At 63.7% G+C, this 15,325-nt stretch carries 19 protein-coding genes; 9 read left to right on the plus strand and 10 right to left on the minus strand.

All coding sequences use genetic code 11. The features are described 5' to 3' along the window. Positions 1 to 5: 5 nt before the first annotated feature. Genes sdhA through sdhC form a run of 3 tightly spaced genes read right to left on the minus strand, consistent with a single transcriptional unit; the run spans position 6 to position 2,649 of the window. Entirely contained in the window at positions 6 to 1,859 is a 1,854-nt protein-coding gene (sdhA, locus tag FN060_RS00620; protein ID WP_142586435.1) for a succinate dehydrogenase flavoprotein subunit, read from the minus strand. Between the two features lie 6 nt (positions 1,860 to 1,865). Then, a complete protein-coding gene (sdhD, locus tag FN060_RS00625; RefSeq protein ID WP_142586436.1) occupies positions 1,866 to 2,246 on the minus strand; it encodes a succinate dehydrogenase, hydrophobic membrane anchor protein in 381 nt (126 codons plus the stop codon). A 10-nt stretch (positions 2,247 to 2,256) separates the two neighbouring features. Continuing rightward, positions 2,257 to 2,649 (minus strand): succinate dehydrogenase, cytochrome b556 subunit, encoded by a 393-nt coding sequence (sdhC, locus tag FN060_RS00630; protein WP_052642298.1) that lies wholly within the window; start codon positions 2,647 to 2,649, stop codon positions 2,257 to 2,259. Between the two features lie 283 nt (positions 2,650 to 2,932). On the opposite strand from sdhC, the gene FN060_RS00635 reads away from it, so the two are divergent. Next, positions 2,933 to 3,283, plus strand: a complete 351-nt coding sequence (locus FN060_RS00635) for a hypothetical protein (protein ID WP_142586437.1) — start codon at positions 2,933 to 2,935, stop codon at positions 3,281 to 3,283. Here FN060_RS00635 and FN060_RS00640 read toward each other — a convergent pair. From FN060_RS00640 to tsaD, 5 genes are read right to left on the minus strand one after another with little or no spacing between them, the layout of a single operon-like run. Continuing rightward, positions 3,280 to 3,924 (minus strand): class I SAM-dependent methyltransferase, encoded by a 645-nt coding sequence (locus tag FN060_RS00640; protein ID WP_142586438.1) that lies wholly within the window; start codon positions 3,922 to 3,924, stop codon positions 3,280 to 3,282. The two genes, FN060_RS00635 and FN060_RS00640, sit on opposite strands and share 4 nt — an antisense overlap. A gap of 7 nt (positions 3,925 to 3,931) precedes the next feature. Beyond that, a complete protein-coding gene (locus tag FN060_RS00645; RefSeq protein WP_142586439.1) occupies positions 3,932 to 4,372 on the minus strand; it encodes an EVE domain-containing protein in 441 nt (146 codons plus the stop codon). 4 nt (positions 4,373 to 4,376) lie between these two features. After that, positions 4,377 to 4,670, minus strand: a complete 294-nt coding sequence (locus FN060_RS00650) for a YciI-like protein (protein WP_077549338.1) — start codon at positions 4,668 to 4,670, stop codon at positions 4,377 to 4,379. A gap of 19 nt (positions 4,671 to 4,689) precedes the next feature. Beyond that, positions 4,690 to 5,676 (minus strand): NAD(P)H-dependent glycerol-3-phosphate dehydrogenase, encoded by a 987-nt coding sequence (locus FN060_RS00655; RefSeq protein WP_142586440.1) that lies wholly within the window; start codon positions 5,674 to 5,676, stop codon positions 4,690 to 4,692. Further along, on the minus strand, positions 5,673 to 6,770 hold the full coding sequence (gene tsaD, locus FN060_RS00660) for a tRNA (adenosine(37)-N6)-threonylcarbamoyltransferase complex transferase subunit TsaD (RefSeq protein WP_142586441.1): 1,098 nt from the start codon (positions 6,768 to 6,770) through the stop codon (positions 5,673 to 5,675). Before tsaD ends, FN060_RS00655 begins: the two co-directional genes overlap by 4 nt. Before the next feature lie 72 nt (positions 6,771 to 6,842). On the opposite strand from tsaD, the gene hemC reads away from it, so the two are divergent. The 6 genes from hemC (at position 6,843) to FN060_RS00690 (ending at position 12,758) form a co-directional block, all read left to right on the plus strand. Then, entirely contained in the window at positions 6,843 to 7,772 is a 930-nt protein-coding gene (hemC, locus tag FN060_RS00665; protein WP_142586442.1) for a hydroxymethylbilane synthase, read from the plus strand. A 4-nt stretch (positions 7,773 to 7,776) separates the two neighbouring features. Continuing rightward, a complete protein-coding gene (locus tag FN060_RS00670) occupies positions 7,777 to 8,496 on the plus strand; it encodes a uroporphyrinogen-III synthase (RefSeq protein ID WP_183949739.1) in 720 nt (239 codons plus the stop codon). 89 nt (positions 8,497 to 8,585) lie between these two features. Beyond that, the gene (locus FN060_RS00675) at positions 8,586 to 9,833 is read left to right on the plus strand and encodes a COG4223 family protein (protein WP_142586444.1); all 1,248 of its coding nucleotides are present in this window, start codon (positions 8,586 to 8,588) and stop codon (positions 9,831 to 9,833) included. 11 nt (positions 9,834 to 9,844) lie between these two features. Continuing rightward, on the plus strand, positions 9,845 to 11,488 hold the full coding sequence (locus tag FN060_RS00680) for a heme biosynthesis protein HemY (protein WP_142586445.1): 1,644 nt from the start codon (positions 9,845 to 9,847) through the stop codon (positions 11,486 to 11,488). Positions 11,489 to 11,499: 11 nt separating this feature from the next. Continuing rightward, positions 11,500 to 11,964, plus strand: coding sequence for a tellurite resistance TerB family protein (locus FN060_RS00685; protein WP_077549332.1), 465 nt, complete (start codon positions 11,500 to 11,502; stop codon positions 11,962 to 11,964). Continuing rightward, on the plus strand, positions 11,964 to 12,758 hold the full coding sequence (locus FN060_RS00690) for a glutamine amidotransferase (RefSeq protein ID WP_142586745.1): 795 nt from the start codon (positions 11,964 to 11,966) through the stop codon (positions 12,756 to 12,758). Before FN060_RS00685 ends, FN060_RS00690 begins: the two co-directional genes overlap by 1 nt. A 20-nt stretch (positions 12,759 to 12,778) precedes the next feature. On the opposite strand, the gene FN060_RS00695 is transcribed toward FN060_RS00690, so the two are convergent. Further along, positions 12,779 to 14,014, minus strand: coding sequence for an MFS transporter (locus tag FN060_RS00695; RefSeq protein WP_142586446.1), 1,236 nt, complete (start codon positions 14,012 to 14,014; stop codon positions 12,779 to 12,781). Between the two features lie 132 nt (positions 14,015 to 14,146). Here FN060_RS00695 and FN060_RS00700 point away from each other — a divergent pair, with 132 nt between their 5' ends. Then, positions 14,147 to 14,437, plus strand: a complete 291-nt coding sequence (locus FN060_RS00700) for a YggT family protein (protein WP_052640392.1) — start codon at positions 14,147 to 14,149, stop codon at positions 14,435 to 14,437. Further along, a complete protein-coding gene (locus FN060_RS00705) occupies positions 14,407 to 14,748 on the plus strand; it encodes a DUF167 domain-containing protein (protein WP_425312126.1) in 342 nt (113 codons plus the stop codon). Before FN060_RS00700 ends, FN060_RS00705 begins: the two co-directional genes overlap by 31 nt. On the opposite strand, the gene ppa is transcribed toward FN060_RS00705, so the two are convergent. Next, the gene (gene ppa / locus FN060_RS00710) at positions 14,749 to 15,282 is read right to left on the minus strand and encodes an inorganic diphosphatase (RefSeq protein WP_077549328.1); all 534 of its coding nucleotides are present in this window, start codon (positions 15,280 to 15,282) and stop codon (positions 14,749 to 14,751) included. Between the last annotated feature and the right edge of the window lie 43 nt (positions 15,283 to 15,325).

Raw genomic sequence — 15,325 nt, forward strand, 5'->3', positions numbered from 1 at the left:
CGGGATCAGTAGACGCGGGCCTTGGGCTCGATCTTCGCAGGATCGATGCCATCGGCAATGAGTTCCGTATGAACAGGGCGATAGTCCAGCTTCACGTCGCCGGCTTCGTTGACCCAGGCAAGCGTATGCTTGCGCCAGTTCACGTCGTCGCGACCGCCGAACGGGCCCTCCGTAAAGTCCTCGCGGGCGTGGCTGCCACGGCTTTCCTTGCGCGCTTCGGCGCCGTAGACTGTGGTGATGGCGTTCGCCATCAGATTCTCCAGTTCCAGCGTCTCCACGAGGTCGGAATTCCAGATCATCGAGCGGTCGGTGACCTTGACGTCCTTCAGCTCTCCCCAGATCGCCGACATGCGGCGGCAGCCTGATTCCAGCGACTCCTGCGTGCGGAAGACGGCAGCGTCTTCCTGCATGGTTCGCTGCATCTTGTCGCGCAGCACCGCCGTCGGCGTCCCGCCATTGGCGTTCCGCAGCCGGTCGAAGCGGTCCATGATCTTGTCGCAGGCGGCAGTGTTGAGCGCCGGCACGGGTGCTGCCCGGTCGATCACCTCGCCTGCCCGGATTGCTGCGGCACGGCCGAAGACGACAAGGTCGATCAGCGAGTTCGAGCCAAGACGGTTCGCGCCATGGACCGACGCGCAGCCGGCCTCGCCGACAGCCATCAGGCCGGGAGCGATCCGCTCCGGATTGGCGCTGTCCGCGTTCAGGACCTCGCCCCAGAAGTTCGTCGGGATGCCGCCCATGTTGTAGTGCACGGTCGGCAGGACGGGGATGGGCTCGCGGGTGACGTCGACGCCGGCGAAGATCTTGGCGCTCTCGGAGATGCCCGGCAGGCGTTCGTGCAGAACGGCCGGATCCAGGTGATCGAGATGCAGGAAGATGTGGTCCTTGTTCTTGCCGACGCCGCGCCCCTCGCGGATCTCCAGCGTCATGCAGCGGGACACGACGTCGCGCGAGGCCAGGTCCTTGGCGGAGGGCGCATAGCGCTCCATGAAACGCTCGCCTTCGGAGTTGACGAGGTATCCACCCTCGCCGCGCGCGCCCTCGGTGATCAGACAGCCGGAACCGTAGATGCCCGTCGGGTGGAACTGGACGAACTCCATGTCCTGCAGCGGCAGCCCGGCGCGCGCGATCATGCCGCCGCCGTCGCCAGTGCAGGTATGCGCGGAAGTCGCCGAGAAGTAGGCGCGGCCATAACCACCGGTTGCCAGCACCACCATCTTGGCGGCGAAGCGATGGATCGTGCCGTCGTCCAGATTCCAGGCGACGACCCCTGTGCAGCGGCCGTCGTCCGACATGATCAGGTCGAGCGCGAAGTACTCGATAAAGAATTCGGCATTGTTGCGCAGCGACTGGCCGTAGAGCGTGTGCAGGATCGCGTGTCCTGTACGGTCTGCGGCAGCGCAGGTGCGCTGCACCGGCGGACCGGCACCGTAGTTCTGCATGTGGCCGCCGAATGGCCGCTGATAGATCTTGCCTTCCTCGTTCCGAGAGAAGGGAACGCCGTAGTGTTCCAACTCATAGACGGCCTTGGGCGCTTCCATGGCGAGATATTGCATGGCATCGACATCGCCCAGCCAGTCGGAGCCCTTGACGGTATCGTAGAGGTGCCACTGCCAGCAGTCCGGCGTCATGTTGGTCAGCGAGGCGGCGATGCCACCCTGTGCAGCCACGGTGTGGGAACGCGTCGGGAAGACCTTGGTGATGCAGGCCGTTTTAAAGCCCTGCTCGGCCATGCCGAGCGTCGCCCTGAGGCCCGCGCCGCCGGCGCCCACGACAATCACGTCATAGGAGTGGTCGACATAGGTATAGGCCTTGCCGGTCTGGGATGTCCCCTGCGCAATGGGAGTGATCGATGCCATGGCGGATTATCCTGCAAATGCGATTTTCAGGACGGCGATAAGACAGAGACCGCCGATCAGAAGCGAGAACGAAGCGTTGAGGATGAGAAGCATGACCTTCATACCCTCGTTATGGACATAGTCCTGAATCACCTCTTCCATGCCGAGACGCATGTGGATCACCGTCGCCAGCACCGTCAGCGCGTTGATCGCGGCAACGAAGGGGTTGGCCAGAGCGCCCACGACCTCTGCATAGGGACGACCCACATACATGATCAAGAAGACGATGTAGAAAAGGACGAGCGGAACAAGCGCGACCGATGTGGTGCGAACTTTCCAGAAGTGATCAGTGCCGCTTTTGGCAGAGCCAAGGCCGCGGACCTTGCCGAGGGGCGTACGCATATCCATGAACTTCTCCTCAGCGAACCATGACGACGACGATCCAGACGAGGATCGTGAGCGCGATCGAAGCGGCGAGATTGGCCTTGGCGAGCTTCGTGGAGAATTCCTTCTCGAAACCGTAGCCGAGATCCCACATGATGTGGCGCAGGCCGCCGAGCAGGTGGTGCAGCAAGGCCCATGTAAAGCCGAAGAGGATGATCTGGCCGACCAGCGATCCAAACAGCGCGTTCGCCTGGTTGAAGCTCTCCTCACCGGAAGCAGCGGCGACGAGCCAGGCTGCGATGAGTATCATGCCGAAGTAGAGAGCAGCACCGGTGATGCGGTGCATGATCGACATCGCCATGGTTGGAATGAACCTGTAAACCTGCAGATGCGGCGACAGGGGCCGGTTTTTCGTCACATTCGCCATCAGGACCTCGCGGCGTTGAAGCGGCATGCGGGCGTTGCACCCGCCAATGCACCATGCCGAAGAAATGTGCATTGCATCATTGAGCGTGGTTTAATGCCCGATATACCCTACGACAAGCGAATTCAAACGGATTTCAAATTTAAATCGATTGGGGTCGAAACCCTTCAATCCCCGCCTCTTCCGCCCCGCGGATTAACCAAATCCGGCAATAGCCCCACAGCCATGGCGACTTCCCTAGGACAACTGTGTTAACCTTCCGTTAACGCTTGAACCGGAGGTCATGATGACCGGAAAACCTTTCACGGTGGCCGCGCTCGCATGCGCCCTCGCCATATCCGCGACCTATCCCGCTTTTGCCGGAAACGGCTGGAACAGCTCCTCGCGCGGCTTCGGCCATCACCACTATCACAAGGCCGGTCCGTCCGTAGGCTATTCCAGCCCTGTTACGGATCTTCGACGCATCGGGACGTTCAGCCGATCCGTCTGGGTCATCAATCGCAACGGGTCAGCAACGCCCGCACCGATTCTCGCACCCAAGGCAACTATCATCCACATCGACAGCGGCCTGAGGCTCGGTGGATCGGCGAATGCATGTTCCTACGAAGCCGGCGTCTGCGTCATCCGCGGCAACTAGGTGAACCGCCAGACCGTTGTCTTCTTCACCTCGCTGTCTTCCAGCGCCCGCGTGACCGACACCTCATAGGTCGCAAGCCCCTCGAGGCAGTCCTTCGGCAGGTAGCTCCGGCCCGGATCGCCGACCAGCACGACAACACCCTGCCCGGCCAGCCGCTTGAACCAGGGCAGGAGGCGATCCGCAAAGCTCTTGTCGTAGAACACGTCGCCTGCCAGAACCACGTCGGCATCGACAGCGCAGCCGACCACGTCTTCACCGGTAAAGTTCAGGGCCACCCCGTTAGCCGCGGCATTCAACGCAACGGCGCCAGAGCTCCACGGGTCAATGTCGGCTGCGAGGACGTCCGCCGCCCCCGCAAGGCCGGCCGCTATGGCGACGAGACCGGAGCCCGTCGCAACATCCAGCACGCGTTTTCCCCTCACAGTCTCCGGATGATCGAGGATGTAGCGCGCCAGTCCCTGACCGCCGGCCCAGGCAAAGGCCCAGAAGGGAGGAGGAAGGCCGATCTCTTCCAGTTCTTCCTCCGTCTTCTGCCAGAGGTCATGCGCTTCGTCCGCAAGATGCAGCCGGATCTCCGGCACATGCGGCGGCGCCTGCAGCGCCGTGTTGGCAAGAATGAAGCTGCGCGGATCGGTCTTCACGCCAAGGTCATTCCGGCGAGCGAGGCGGATTCTCCAACCCGCCGAGGCGGCAAATCTCCAAGTATTCTTCATTCGTCACGGGCTGCACGGATAGCCGCATGGAGGTCACCAGCGACATCGTCTCGAACTTCGGGTTCGCCTTGATGTCCTTCAGCGTCACCGGCTTCGGCATGTCGCACACGGCACGGATGTCGACGCAGTCCCAGCGCGCGTCATCCCCTGCCGTGGAATCGGGATGGCTGAGTGCACAGACCTCGACGACCCCGACGATCTCCAGCCCCTCGTTGGAATGATAGAAGAAGCCCTTATCACCGAGCTTCATCGCCCGCATGTTGTTGCGGGCCTGGTAGTTGCGGACGCCTGTCCATTCCTCGCCGGCCTGTCCCTTGGCCTTCTGCATTTCCCAGGACCAGACATTCGGCTCGGACTTGAAAAGCCAGTACGCCATTGTCTCAGGCCTCCGGCTTGTTGAAGACCCAGTTATAGGGCTTCACCTCGACCTTCTCAAAGAGGCCCGCCTGGTAATACGGATCGGCTTCGGCAAGCGCTCTCGCTGCCGCCATGTCTTCCGCCTCGACGATCACGAGGCTGCCGTTCGGCTTGCCGTCGTCGTCAAGGAAAGGACCTGCCATCTTCAGCGTGCCGTCGGCATTCAGCTTGTTGAGGTGCTCGAGATGCGCCGGGCGGGTGTCCATCCGCACATTGAGGTGGCCGGGCTTGTCGGTGCAGAGGAAGGCGAAAAGCATCAGGAATTCTCTCCGTTGGTCATTCGGTGGTGATCGGACGGGTCATCAGCCGCTCGACCGCTTCGGGTATGGCAAGTTTTTCGGCGATGATGTCGGCAACGGCATTGGTGATAGGCAGGTCTACGCCTTGCCTTCTGCCCAGGTCAGCGGCGACGGCCGCCGCGAACGCACCTTCGACCAGTTCGCTGCTCCCGCCATTATGCGTCTGCTGGCCGAGCGCGATTCCGTAGCGAAGGTTGCGGGACTGGTGGCTGGTCCCCGTCAGGACGAGATCGCCCAATCCCGACAGTCCACGCACCGTCTCCGCTTTCCCGCCCATGCGGTCCACCAGACGCGACATCTCGGCAAGTCCGCGGGAGATGAGGGCGGCACGCGCGGATTCACCGAGCCCCGCGCCTTCCACGATCCCGCAGGCAATCGCCAGGACATTCTTGAGCGCACCGCCCAACTGGACACCGACACGGTCTGCCGACGCATAGAGCCGGAATGTCGGGGTTGAAAGGGACTGGGCAAGCCTTTCGGCAAGATCGTTATCACGCGCCGCGATGGTCATCGCCGTCGGCAGGCCGCGGACGATATCCGCCGCGAAGCCGGGCCCACTCAGGGCAGCGGCTTGCCTTCCACTCAATTCCCGTTCCAGCACATCGGTCAGCAGCGCTCCGGATGCGCGCTCCAGCCCCTTCGCACAGGTGACAACGGCAGCATCATGTTTGAGATAGGGAGCATAATGGCAAGCGGCATCGGCCTGTGTCTGCGACGGCATTGCAAAGAGGACGATGTCCGCCTCTGAAATCGCGTCCGGCTCCGCCGAAAACTCCAGCGCATCCGGAAGCGGAACACCCGGCAAGGCACCGTCATGGATCCGCAAGTCGCGCAGGTCAATCATCAGGGCCGGATTGCGGCCGACCAGCGTCACCTTGAGGCGGTCCTGCAGGGCCATGACCGCGGCGAGCGCCGTACCGAAGGCTCCGGCTCCAATGACGACCACGTTCTCGGATGGCGTCATGCCTTTGCTCCCCGCTTGCCGGACCCGAGCACCGACTGTGCGCTCATGTCGAGTGGCCAGCGCGACCGCGGCTGGACATCGAGCGGATCGGAGGGAAGGTCCACTGCCATACGCTCCAGACCCGCCCAGGCGATCATCGCGGCATTGTCGGTGCAAAGTCGCATCGGCGGCGCCACGAAGCGAAAGCCGTGTTCGATGCAGAGAGCCTGCAAGGTACGCCGGATCTCCTGGTTAGCAGCCACCCCGCCTGCGACCACCAAGGCCGGCTGAATGCGGTTGTCGGCATATTCGGTGCGGAATCGCGCGAGGCCACGGCCGATACGGTCCTGCAGCGTCCGCGAGATCGCCTTCTGGAACGAGGCGCAGATATCGGCGACATCCTTGTCGCTGAGCGGGGCGATCGCTGTCGCTGCCTGCCGGACCGCAGTCTTCAACCCGGAGAACGAGAAGTCGAGCCGCGCTTCCCCGACCAGCGGCCGCGGCAGCTTGAAGCGATCCGGATCCCCTTCCTGCGCCGCCCGCTCGACGGCCGGTCCGCCGGGATAGGGTAGGCCCAGGAGCTTGGCGGTCTTGTCGAACGCTTCGCCCAGCGCATCGTCGATCGTCGTGCCCCAGCGTTCATACTCTCCGACACCGCGCACCAGGACGAGCTGCGTGTGGCCTCCGGAGACGAGCAGCATCAGGTAGGGAAATGCGAGGCCGTCCGTCAGTCGGGCGGTCAGCGCATGGCCCTCGAGATGGTTGATCGCGAAGAGAGGCTTGCCGGTGACCCGGGCGATCGCCTTGCCGGTCATCAGCCCGACGATCAGCCCGCCGATCAGGCCGGGCCCGGCCGTGGCGGCCACGGCATCGATCTCCGAGAGGGAAACCTTCGCCTGCACCAGCGCCTCTTCGACCAGCCCATCCAGCGCCTCGACATGGGCACGGGCGGCAATCTCCGGCACCACGCCGCCATAGGCACTATGCTCGTCGAGCTGCGACAAAACGACATCTGAGAGTATCTCGCCCCGCCCGTCTTCATGCCGGCACACCACGGCGGCCGCGGTTTCGTCGCAGCTTGTTTCGATGCCGAGGATGCGCAGAAAGGGCGTCATGGGCCTATCGTTGATTGCGGGACAAGGCGAAGCCGGGTACCAAGGCCTCCGGTTAACAACGGACGATAGCGGATGCAAACAAAACCTTTCCGGATCGGCACGCGCGGCAGCCCGCTCGCGCTGGCGCAGGCAGCGGAAACACGGGCCCGGCTGATGGCCGCGCATGACCTGCCCGAGGAGATGTTCGAGATCGTGGTCCTGTCCACCACGGGCGACCGCGTCACCGACCGGCCGCTGAGCGAGATCGGCGGCAAGGGCCTGTTCACGCTGGAATTGGAAGAGCAGCTTTCCTCCGGCGAGCTCGATTTCGCCGTTCATTCCTCCAAGGACATGCCGACCGTCCTGCCGGACGGGCTGCATATCTCGGCCTACCTGCCGCGCGAGGATATTCGTGATGCATTGATCGGCCGCACGGCCCCGAGCCTGACTGCTCTGCCCGATGGCGCAACCGTCGGCACGGCCTCACTTCGCCGGCAGGCCCTCGTCCGCCGCACCCGGCCGGACATACAGGTCACCATCTTCCGGGGCTCCGTCGGCACGCGGCTGCGCAAGCTCGATGAGGGCCATGTCGATGCCACCCTGCTTGCGTTCGCCGGTCTGAAACGGCTGGCAAGGGAGGAGGTCGTCACGGAACTGCTGGATCCGGAACGCTTCCCCCCGGCGCCGGCCCAAGGCGCGATCTGCATCGAAAGCCGCATCGGCGACAAGCGGGTGGATACACTGCTGGAAGCCGTCAACGACCGGCCCACCTATGATGCCGTCAGCTGCGAGCGCGCCTTCCTGATGGCGCTCGACGGCTCATGTCGCACGCCGATCGCCGGCTATGCCCTCTGCGACGGCGATCACCTTCGCTTCTCCGGCCTCATCCTGACGCCGGACGGCCAGAAGGAGTATTCCGTGGAGGTCGACGGGACGCGGGCGGAGGCCGAAGCGCTTGGCCGAAGAGCGGGCGAGACCGTACGGACCGCCGCAGGGCCCGGTTTCTTCGAGACCTGGAGCTAGCATCTTGCGCGTCCTCGTCACACGTCCCGAACGAGCCGCGGCCAGGACCCTGGAGCGGCTGAGGGCTCTGGGGCACGATCCCGTCCCCTTCCCGGTCACTGCGGCCGAGCAGCATCCGGAGCCGGTACGCGAGGCACTCGAGAAGCCGCACAGTGCGATCCTGTTGACCAGCGCCGAGGCCGTTCGCGTCCTGTCGTCTCTTGGCGATGCGATCTCCGGCCACCTCGGCGAAACCGTCTTTGCGGTCGGGGAAGCCACGGCCACGGCGCTGCGTGATACCGGTTTTTCCGATCTCCGCATTGCCGAGGGGACCGGTGCCAGCATGATACGCCTTTTCGGCGGAGAGTTCGCTCAACTGGCTGCGATCTCGCCGCTGCTTTATCTCGCGGGCTACCCTCGCTCGCCCGCCCTGGAAGCAGGACTGGCCGATCTCGGGGCGGCCGTAAACGTGGTAGAAGCCTATCGAATGCACCGACTCCCGCTAGCGTCCGGGGCGGTGGAAGCAGTTCTCTGCCATCGGCCGGTCCACGCCGTCCTGTTCTACTCGCGGGAGACCGCCAGGCAGTTTTTCAAGGTGACGAACGGTGACGCCCTCGGCGCCCTCCTTGGGGTGCCCCTGCTGTGCCTGAGCGCGAATGTCAGCGAGGCCATTCCGGATAGCCTGCACTCCAACATTCGGGTTGCGGCGGGTCCGGACGAGGAGAGCCTCCTCGCCCTCCTTTAGTCTGTCACACGGCCCAAAATCGGCTTGGCCCCTTTCCTTCGCACGCCCTCCTTACTAGTTTCAGAAGGAAGTTGCAGAACGAGGTCTTGATGGAACCGGAAAAGCCGAACCGCCGCCCGAAGGCTAAGAAAGAACCGACCACGATCGACCTGACGGCGGAGGAGGCATCGGTCGCCGAGCCCGTGCGCAGCAACGATTCGGACAACGGCACAGACACTTCACCTGAGACTTCCTTCGAGGAGAAGCAGGCGGCAGAAACCGCAGCGAGCTCCCCTCCACCAACGCCGGAGAGTGCTGACGCTGAGACCTCGCCTGAGCCAATGCCGACGGAACCCCAGCCGGAGCCGATAGCGGCGCCGGAGGATACAGGGGCCCAGGAGGAAGAGCCCGCACCGCAGGCGCGATCCTCAGGCCCATCGGCTTCAACCCTCGTCGCAGCCGGTATTTTCGGTGGCATCGTCGCGCTCGCCCTCGCCGGCAGCATGCAGTATGCCGGCTACCTTCCCGCGGCTGCACCGTCGCAGGATTCGAGCGCGGATATTCAGGCACTGCGGCAGGAAGTCGAAGCCCTTCGTCAGGCGCCGGCTTCAGCTCCTGCTCCCGATCCGGAAATTACTTCTCGTCTGGACGCCCTCGAAACCGCAGTCGCGCAACGCGCCGACGACAGCGGAATTGAGGAAAGACTTGCCTCGCTGGAGCAGCAGTTGCAGTCGGTCCAGAGCGCTTCCCAGGGGACTGCATCGGAGAATTCCGCGCGGCTGGATGAGTTGCAGGGTCGTCTCGACACAGCCGAGGCAAAGCTGAATGAACCGGGAGCGGAGGAAGCCGCGGCACGCGCCATTGCTGCTGCCGCCCTCAAGGCTGCGATCGACCGCGGCGGCGCGTTCGCGGGCGAACTCGAAACCTTCGCCGCCGTCTCGCCCGATCCCCAGGTCGCAGACCAACTCCGCCCCTATGCCGAGGATGGCGTTCCCACCCACGCTCAGTTGGTGGAACGGTTCGCCTCGGCAAGAGAGGCGATCCTTGATGCGGTTTCCACGCCACAGGAAGACCAGGGCATAACCAGCCGGCTGATGTCGAGTGCGCTGTCCGTCGTCAAGGTCCGCCGGACGGGCGATACACAGGGTGACAGCCCGGAGGCTATCGTCTCCAGGATGGAAAATGCGCTTCAGTCGGGTGACCTTTCCGCTGCGGCAACCGAATGGAATGCCCTGCCGCAAGAGGCCAAGGATGCGTCGGGCGACTTCAAGCAGGCGCTGGATGCACGCATTGCCGTGAACGGGCTTATTGGCGATGCTCTGACCCGCGCCGTCAGCGAAACCGGCGCACAGAACTGAGGAATGGCAGAATGATCAGATTGTTAGCGTTCATCATTGTCGTCCTCGCCCTCGGCTGGGGCTTCGCCTGGCTCGCGGACCGCCCTGGCCTGATTGCGATCACCTGGCAGGATTACCTGATCGAAACGAGCCTGATGGTCGCCGCGACCGCCGTCGCCGCCTTGATTGCGGCCGTCATGATTCTCTGGTGGCTGGTTCAACTCATCTGGACTTCTCCCCATTCCGTGCGTCGTTTTTTCCGCGCCCGCAAGCGTGACCGCGGCTACCAGGCCCTCTCCACCGGCCTGATCGCCGCCGGCGCCGGCAATGCCATCCTCGCCCGCAAGATGAGCCTGCGGGCCCAGGGCTTGCTGCGCGCCGACCAGGAGCCGCTGCTCCACCTCCTCGATGCCCAGGCAGCCCTGATCGAGGGGCGCCATGACGATGCGCGCCGGCGCTTCGAACGTATGGCCGAAGACCCCGAGACGCGCGAGCTCGGCCTCCGGGGACTGTACGTCGAAGCGCGCCGAGACGGAGCCGACGAAGCGGCAAGGCAATATGCTGAACGCGCCGCCGAACACGCGCCCTATCTCCCATGGGCGGCAGAGGCCACTCTGGAAGCCCGCTGTCGGGAAGGTCGCTGGGATGAAGCCATACGCCTGCTGGAACAGCAGCGCATCGCCAATGTGATTGACCGGAAGCAGGCGGATCGCTGGAAGGCCGTTCTCCTGACGGCAAAGGCCGGCGAGCGGCTGGAAGCCGACCCCAAGGGCGCCCGCGACGACGCTCTGGCGGCGCTGAAACTGGCCAAGGATCTGGTCCCCGCCGCCATCATCGCGGCCAAGGCCTATCTGCGCGAAGACAATATCCGTCGCGCCGCATCCGTGCTTGAAGGGGTGTGGAAGGTATCGCCGCATCCGGAGATTGCCAGGACCTATGTCCGGGCCAGAAGCGGTGACAGCGCGGTCGACCGCCTGAAGCGGGCCGAGAAGCTGGAAGCGGCGCGTCCCAACAATGTCGAATCCCTGGTCGCCGTCGCCGAAGCGGCCCTCGATGCGCGGGAGCTGAAGCGGGCCCGGGAGAAAGCCGAAGCGGCTTCCCGCATGAGCCCCCGGGAAAGCATCTATCTGCTGCTGGCCGACATCGAGGAAGCCGACACCGGAGACCAGGGCCGCATCCGCCACTGGATGGCACAGGCGCTCCGGGCCCCGCGCGATCCAGCCTGGGTGGCCGACGGTCTCGTTTCCGAGCACTGGCTGCCGATGTCGCCCGTTTCCGGCCGCATCGACGCTTTCGAATGGAAAGTGCCCTTTGGGCAACTCGAGGGTCCTGTCGAGGAAGGCGACCTCGCGGGCAAGGCAATTGCGGAACTGCCGCCGGTGACCTCGGAGCCCGAGCCGGAACCCGAGCAGAAGCAATCGGACACGATGCTGGACGTGACACCCGCAGCGCCTGCAGAGCCTGAAACGGCGCCCGCGCCTGCCAATACCGCGACGGACAACAGGCGCGACGAGAACCGCGTCATCCCGCTTGCTGCAGGCGCGGAACAGAAGGCGCCGCCGGCAAGGAAGGAAGAGGCGGAGCCCGACCCGTTCTTCGGCCGACCGCCGGATGATCCGGGCGTCAAGGATCCGTCCGCATCATCCCACCCCGCCAATCGCCTCCGGCTGTTCTGAGAGGCTGGCCGATGTTCGAACGCTTCCAGGCCTTCATCCAGAATCTTGCCGCCCGTGAACCGGAGCGCGCATTCGCGCCGGGGGACCCGCGCGTCGCGTTTGCGGGCCTCTGTTTCCAGGTCATGGAAGCAGACGGAACCGTCTCAGACGAGGAGCAACGGCACCTCCGCGACCTGCTCCGGGAGCGCTACGACCTCACCGAAGAGCAACTGACCGAACTGATGCATGCCGGGCGTGACGCAGGGCAGGAGGCGGTGGACTACTACCGCTTCACCTCCGACCTCGGCCGGCACCTCGACCCCGACCAGCGCGTCGAGCTCCTGGGTGTGCTTTGGGACCTCGTTCACGCCGATGGCAAGCGAAGCGAGATGGAGGACCACGTGATCTGGCGGATTGCCGACCTGCTCGGCGTCTCCCCCCGCGATCGCGTTCTGCAGCGCCAGGGGGCCGAGGCGCGATCCGAGCCTGAGGCATGATGCCCAAGAGCAGGCCGTCCATCCCCAGCGAGCCACCCGGTGCGCAGCGGAAGCTTCCCGTACTGGTCGTGTTGCACCAGGAGAATTCCTCGTCAGGTCGCGTGGGGCAGATGCTGGTCGAGAAGGGCTTTCCGCTCGACATCCGCCGGCCCGTCCTCGGTGATCCGCTGCCGGAGACACTTGCCGGGCATTCCGGCGCCGTCATCTTCGGCGGCCCGATGAGTGCCAATGATCCCGAACCATACATCCGCAAGGAAACGGACTGGATCGGAGTGCCGCTGAAGGAAAACAAGCCTTTCCTCGGCATCTGCCTCGGCGCGCAGATGATGGTTCGCCATCTCGGGGGAACGGTCGCGGCACACAAGGACGACTTGGCCGAAATCGGCTGGTATCCTCTCCGGGCAACGGAGCATGGCAGGCTGCTCATGCCGCACTGGCCGCAGATGGTCTATCATTTCCATAGGGAAGGTTTCAGCCTGCCCCACGGTGCCCAGCGCCTTGCGGAAGGCGATGCCTATCCCAACCAGGCGATCCGCTATGGCGACAATGCATGGGGCGTGCAGTTCCACGCCGAGCTGACGCGCGCCATGATGCAGCGCTGGGTGGTGCGCGGCGAGCACCGCTTCATCATGCCGAATGCGCAGAAAGGAAGCGAGCATCTCGAGGGGCGGATGATCTTTGATGCGCCGCTCAGGCAGTGGCTCTGGCACTTCCTCGATCTGATCTTTGAACGCGATGCAGCGTCGACCTCCGGAGCGAGGCCGGTTTCGGATGGTCCTCGAGCCGCCTCATAGCAGAATGAACAGCTGAAGCCCTAGCGATCCGGTGCGTCCAGGCTGTCGATCCGGCGCAACTGGGGGAACTTCATAGCCCAGATCCACGCCACGGCAAGCGTACCGGCACCGCCGATGACGACGGCGGGCACGGCCCCGATGATGGACGCCATGGTGCCGGCACGGAACTCGCCGAGTTCGTTCGATGCGCCGACGAACACCATGTTCACGGCATTGACCCGCCCTCGGACCTCGTCCGGCGTCCAGAGCACGATCAGCGTTTCGCGGACGTAGACCGAGATCATGTCGGACGCGCCCATCAGCATGAGTGCCGCGATTGACAGCCATGCCGTCTGCGACAGGCCGAACACGATCGTCCCGGCACCGAACAGGGCAACGCCGATGAACATTGCCGTGCCGGCATGGCTCCGGATGGGGTAGAAGGCAAGCCAGAGGGCGACGGCGACGGCTCCGATACCCGGTGCCGCACGCAGCAGTCCCAGCCCCCAGGGACCGAGCACCAGGATGTCACGCGCGAAGATCGGCATCAGTGCCACGGCCCCCCCGAGCAGCACCGCGAAGAGGTCGAGCGAGATGGCGCCGAGTACCACCTTCTCGCGGCTGATGAAGTGGAAGCCGGCGAGGATCTCGCTCCAGCTCACCGTCTTCGATCCCGTCCGCTGCGCCGGCTTCGGGATCAGGATCACGAGGATCACCGCCAGAACCATCATTCCGAATGCGATAGAATAGGCGACGGTCGCACTGAGACCGTAGAGCAGACCACCGGCCACCGGCCCGACGATCGAGGCGGTCTGCCAGGAGGACGAGTTCCAGGCGATGGCGTTGGCGAGATCACGCTCCGGCACAAGGTTAGGCGCCAGCGACTGCACCGCCGGACCCATGAAGGCGCGCTCGATGCCGAAGACCGTAAGGATCAGGAAGACCACCCACGGGATGAAGAGACCGGCATTGGTGAGAAAGAGAAGGGCAAGGGCACAGGCAGCTCCCACCGCGAGACAGATGGCGACAATGGCGCGTCGGTTGTAACGATCTGCGACGGAGCCCGTCACCAGGATCAACAGCAGCGAAGGCAGGAACTGGAACAGGCCGATCAGGCCGAGGTAGAGTGCACTGCCGGTCTCGTCATACATTTGCCAGCCGACCGAGACACTGATGATCTGGATCGCGAAGGCAGCAAGGAAACGGGCGGTGAAGAAGCGGGCATAGGATGCATGCCGAAAGGCTGCGAACCGGTCACCAGGTATTGAAGCGGACATTGCGATGAGGCTTTCCAGAGGTGAGCACTGTCCGGACACCCGTTAAACATGATTCGGATGCCCCGCCGGCGCGGCACTTGCTCGTTAGTCCCCCAATGTCTACATGTCTGTCAACTCGAAATGGAGACCTGAATGCTCGCGCTGTTTCAGACGATTGACCTGGCCTTGAACCTCTATACCTGGATCTTGATTGGCAGCGCCATCTTCTCCTGGCTCTATGCCTTCAACGTCATCAATTCCAGCAACCAGTTCGTCAACGCCATCGGCACCTTCCTTTATAACGTGACGGAACCGGTGCTGCGTCCGATCCGCCGCGTCATGCCGGATTTGGGTGGTATAGACATCTCGCCGATCATCGTCCTGCTGCTCATCTTCTTCCTGCGTTCGCTGCTATGGACGAGCATCTACCCAATGGTGGCTTGAACCTGCCCTACAGCCGGCGTGGCGACCATCTCCGCCTCTCGGTCAGGCTGACGCCGGCCGGTGGACGCAACAGCATAGACGGCGCAGAAACAGCCGATGACGGAACGGTCTTCCTCAAGGCTCGCGTATCCGCTGTTGCCGAAGGCGGCAAGGCCAACAGGGCGCTGGTCGAACTGCTCGCCAAATCGCTTCGTCTGCCGAAAAGTTCCTTCTCAATCCTCAGTGGCGAAACCGCCCGAAAGAAAATCCTCCGGATCGATGGCGACCCGGAGGATTTGGCATCACGGTTGAAGACCCTGATCGGGTCCTGATTATTTCTTGGCCTGGTAGCGCTCGATCGCCTCTACGATCAGCTGCTTGGCGACCGAAACGTCATGCCAGCCACCGATCTTGACCCACTTGCCGGGCTCCAGATCCTTGTAGTGTTCGAAGAAGTGTTCGATCTGCTTGAGGGTGATGTCCGGCAGGTCGCTGTAGTTTTCGATCTTGTCGTAGCGGCGGGTCAGCTTCGGCACGGGGACGGCGATGATCTTCTCGTCCTTGCCGCCATCGTCTTCCATGATCATCACGCCGACGGGGCGAACGTTGATGACGCACCCGGGAACGAGCGGACGCGTGTTGCAGATGAGAACGTCGATCGGGTCACCGTCTTCGGACAGCGTATGGGGCACGAAGCCGTAGTTCCCCGGATAGGTCATCGGGGTATAGAGGAAGCGATCGACGACCAGTGCGCCGGCGTCCTTGTCCATTTCATACTTGATGGGATGGCCGCCCACTGGCACTTCGACGATGACATTGACGTCATCAGGCGGGTTCTTCCCTACGGAAATTGCATCGATACGCATTCTTCTCCCCGGGTGAGGTATGACGATGCGCCTCGATACTGGG

The organism is Pseudorhizobium halotolerans (genome assembly GCF_902153235.2).
Classification (GTDB): Bacteria; Pseudomonadota; Alphaproteobacteria; order Rhizobiales; family Rhizobiaceae; genus Neorhizobium; species Neorhizobium flavum.

Bases quoted from the DNA above. Each gene is read 5' to 3' on its own strand.
- sdhA (WP_142586435.1), bottom strand. From the start codon at position 1,859: ATGGCATCGATCACTCCCATTGCGCAGGGGACATCCCAGACCGGCAAG.
- FN060_RS00680 (WP_142586445.1), top strand. From the start codon at position 9,845: ATGATCAGATTGTTAGCGTTCATCATTGTCGTCCTCGCCCTCGGCTGG.
- FN060_RS00675 (WP_142586444.1), top strand. From the start codon at position 8,586: ATGGAACCGGAAAAGCCGAACCGCCGCCCGAAGGCTAAGAAAGAACCG.
- FN060_RS00705 (WP_425312126.1), top strand. From the start codon at position 14,407: ATGGACGAGCATCTACCCAATGGTGGCTTGAACCTGCCCTACAGCCGG.
- hemC (WP_142586442.1), top strand. From the start codon at position 6,843: ATGCAAACAAAACCTTTCCGGATCGGCACGCGCGGCAGCCCGCTCGCG.
- FN060_RS00685 (WP_077549332.1), top strand. From the start codon at position 11,500: ATGTTCGAACGCTTCCAGGCCTTCATCCAGAATCTTGCCGCCCGTGAA.
- sdhC (WP_052642298.1), bottom strand. From the start codon at position 2,649: ATGGCGAATGTGACGAAAAACCGGCCCCTGTCGCCGCATCTGCAGGTT.
- FN060_RS00645 (WP_142586439.1), bottom strand. From the start codon at position 4,372: ATGGCGTACTGGCTTTTCAAGTCCGAGCCGAATGTCTGGTCCTGGGAA.
- ppa (WP_077549328.1), bottom strand. From the start codon at position 15,282: ATGCGTATCGATGCAATTTCCGTAGGGAAGAACCCGCCTGATGACGTC.
- FN060_RS00695 (WP_142586446.1), bottom strand. From the start codon at position 14,014: ATGTCCGCTTCAATACCTGGTGACCGGTTCGCAGCCTTTCGGCATGCA.
- FN060_RS00635 (WP_142586437.1), top strand. From the start codon at position 2,933: ATGACCGGAAAACCTTTCACGGTGGCCGCGCTCGCATGCGCCCTCGCC.
- FN060_RS00650 (WP_077549338.1), bottom strand. From the start codon at position 4,670: ATGCTTTTCGCCTTCCTCTGCACCGACAAGCCCGGCCACCTCAATGTG.
- FN060_RS00655 (WP_142586440.1), bottom strand. From the start codon at position 5,676: ATGACGCCATCCGAGAACGTGGTCGTCATTGGAGCCGGAGCCTTCGGT.
- sdhD (WP_142586436.1), bottom strand. From the start codon at position 2,246: ATGGATATGCGTACGCCCCTCGGCAAGGTCCGCGGCCTTGGCTCTGCC.
- tsaD (WP_142586441.1), bottom strand. From the start codon at position 6,770: ATGACGCCCTTTCTGCGCATCCTCGGCATCGAAACAAGCTGCGACGAA.
- FN060_RS00700 (WP_052640392.1), top strand. From the start codon at position 14,147: ATGCTCGCGCTGTTTCAGACGATTGACCTGGCCTTGAACCTCTATACC.
- FN060_RS00690 (WP_142586745.1), top strand. From the start codon at position 11,964: ATGCCCAAGAGCAGGCCGTCCATCCCCAGCGAGCCACCCGGTGCGCAG.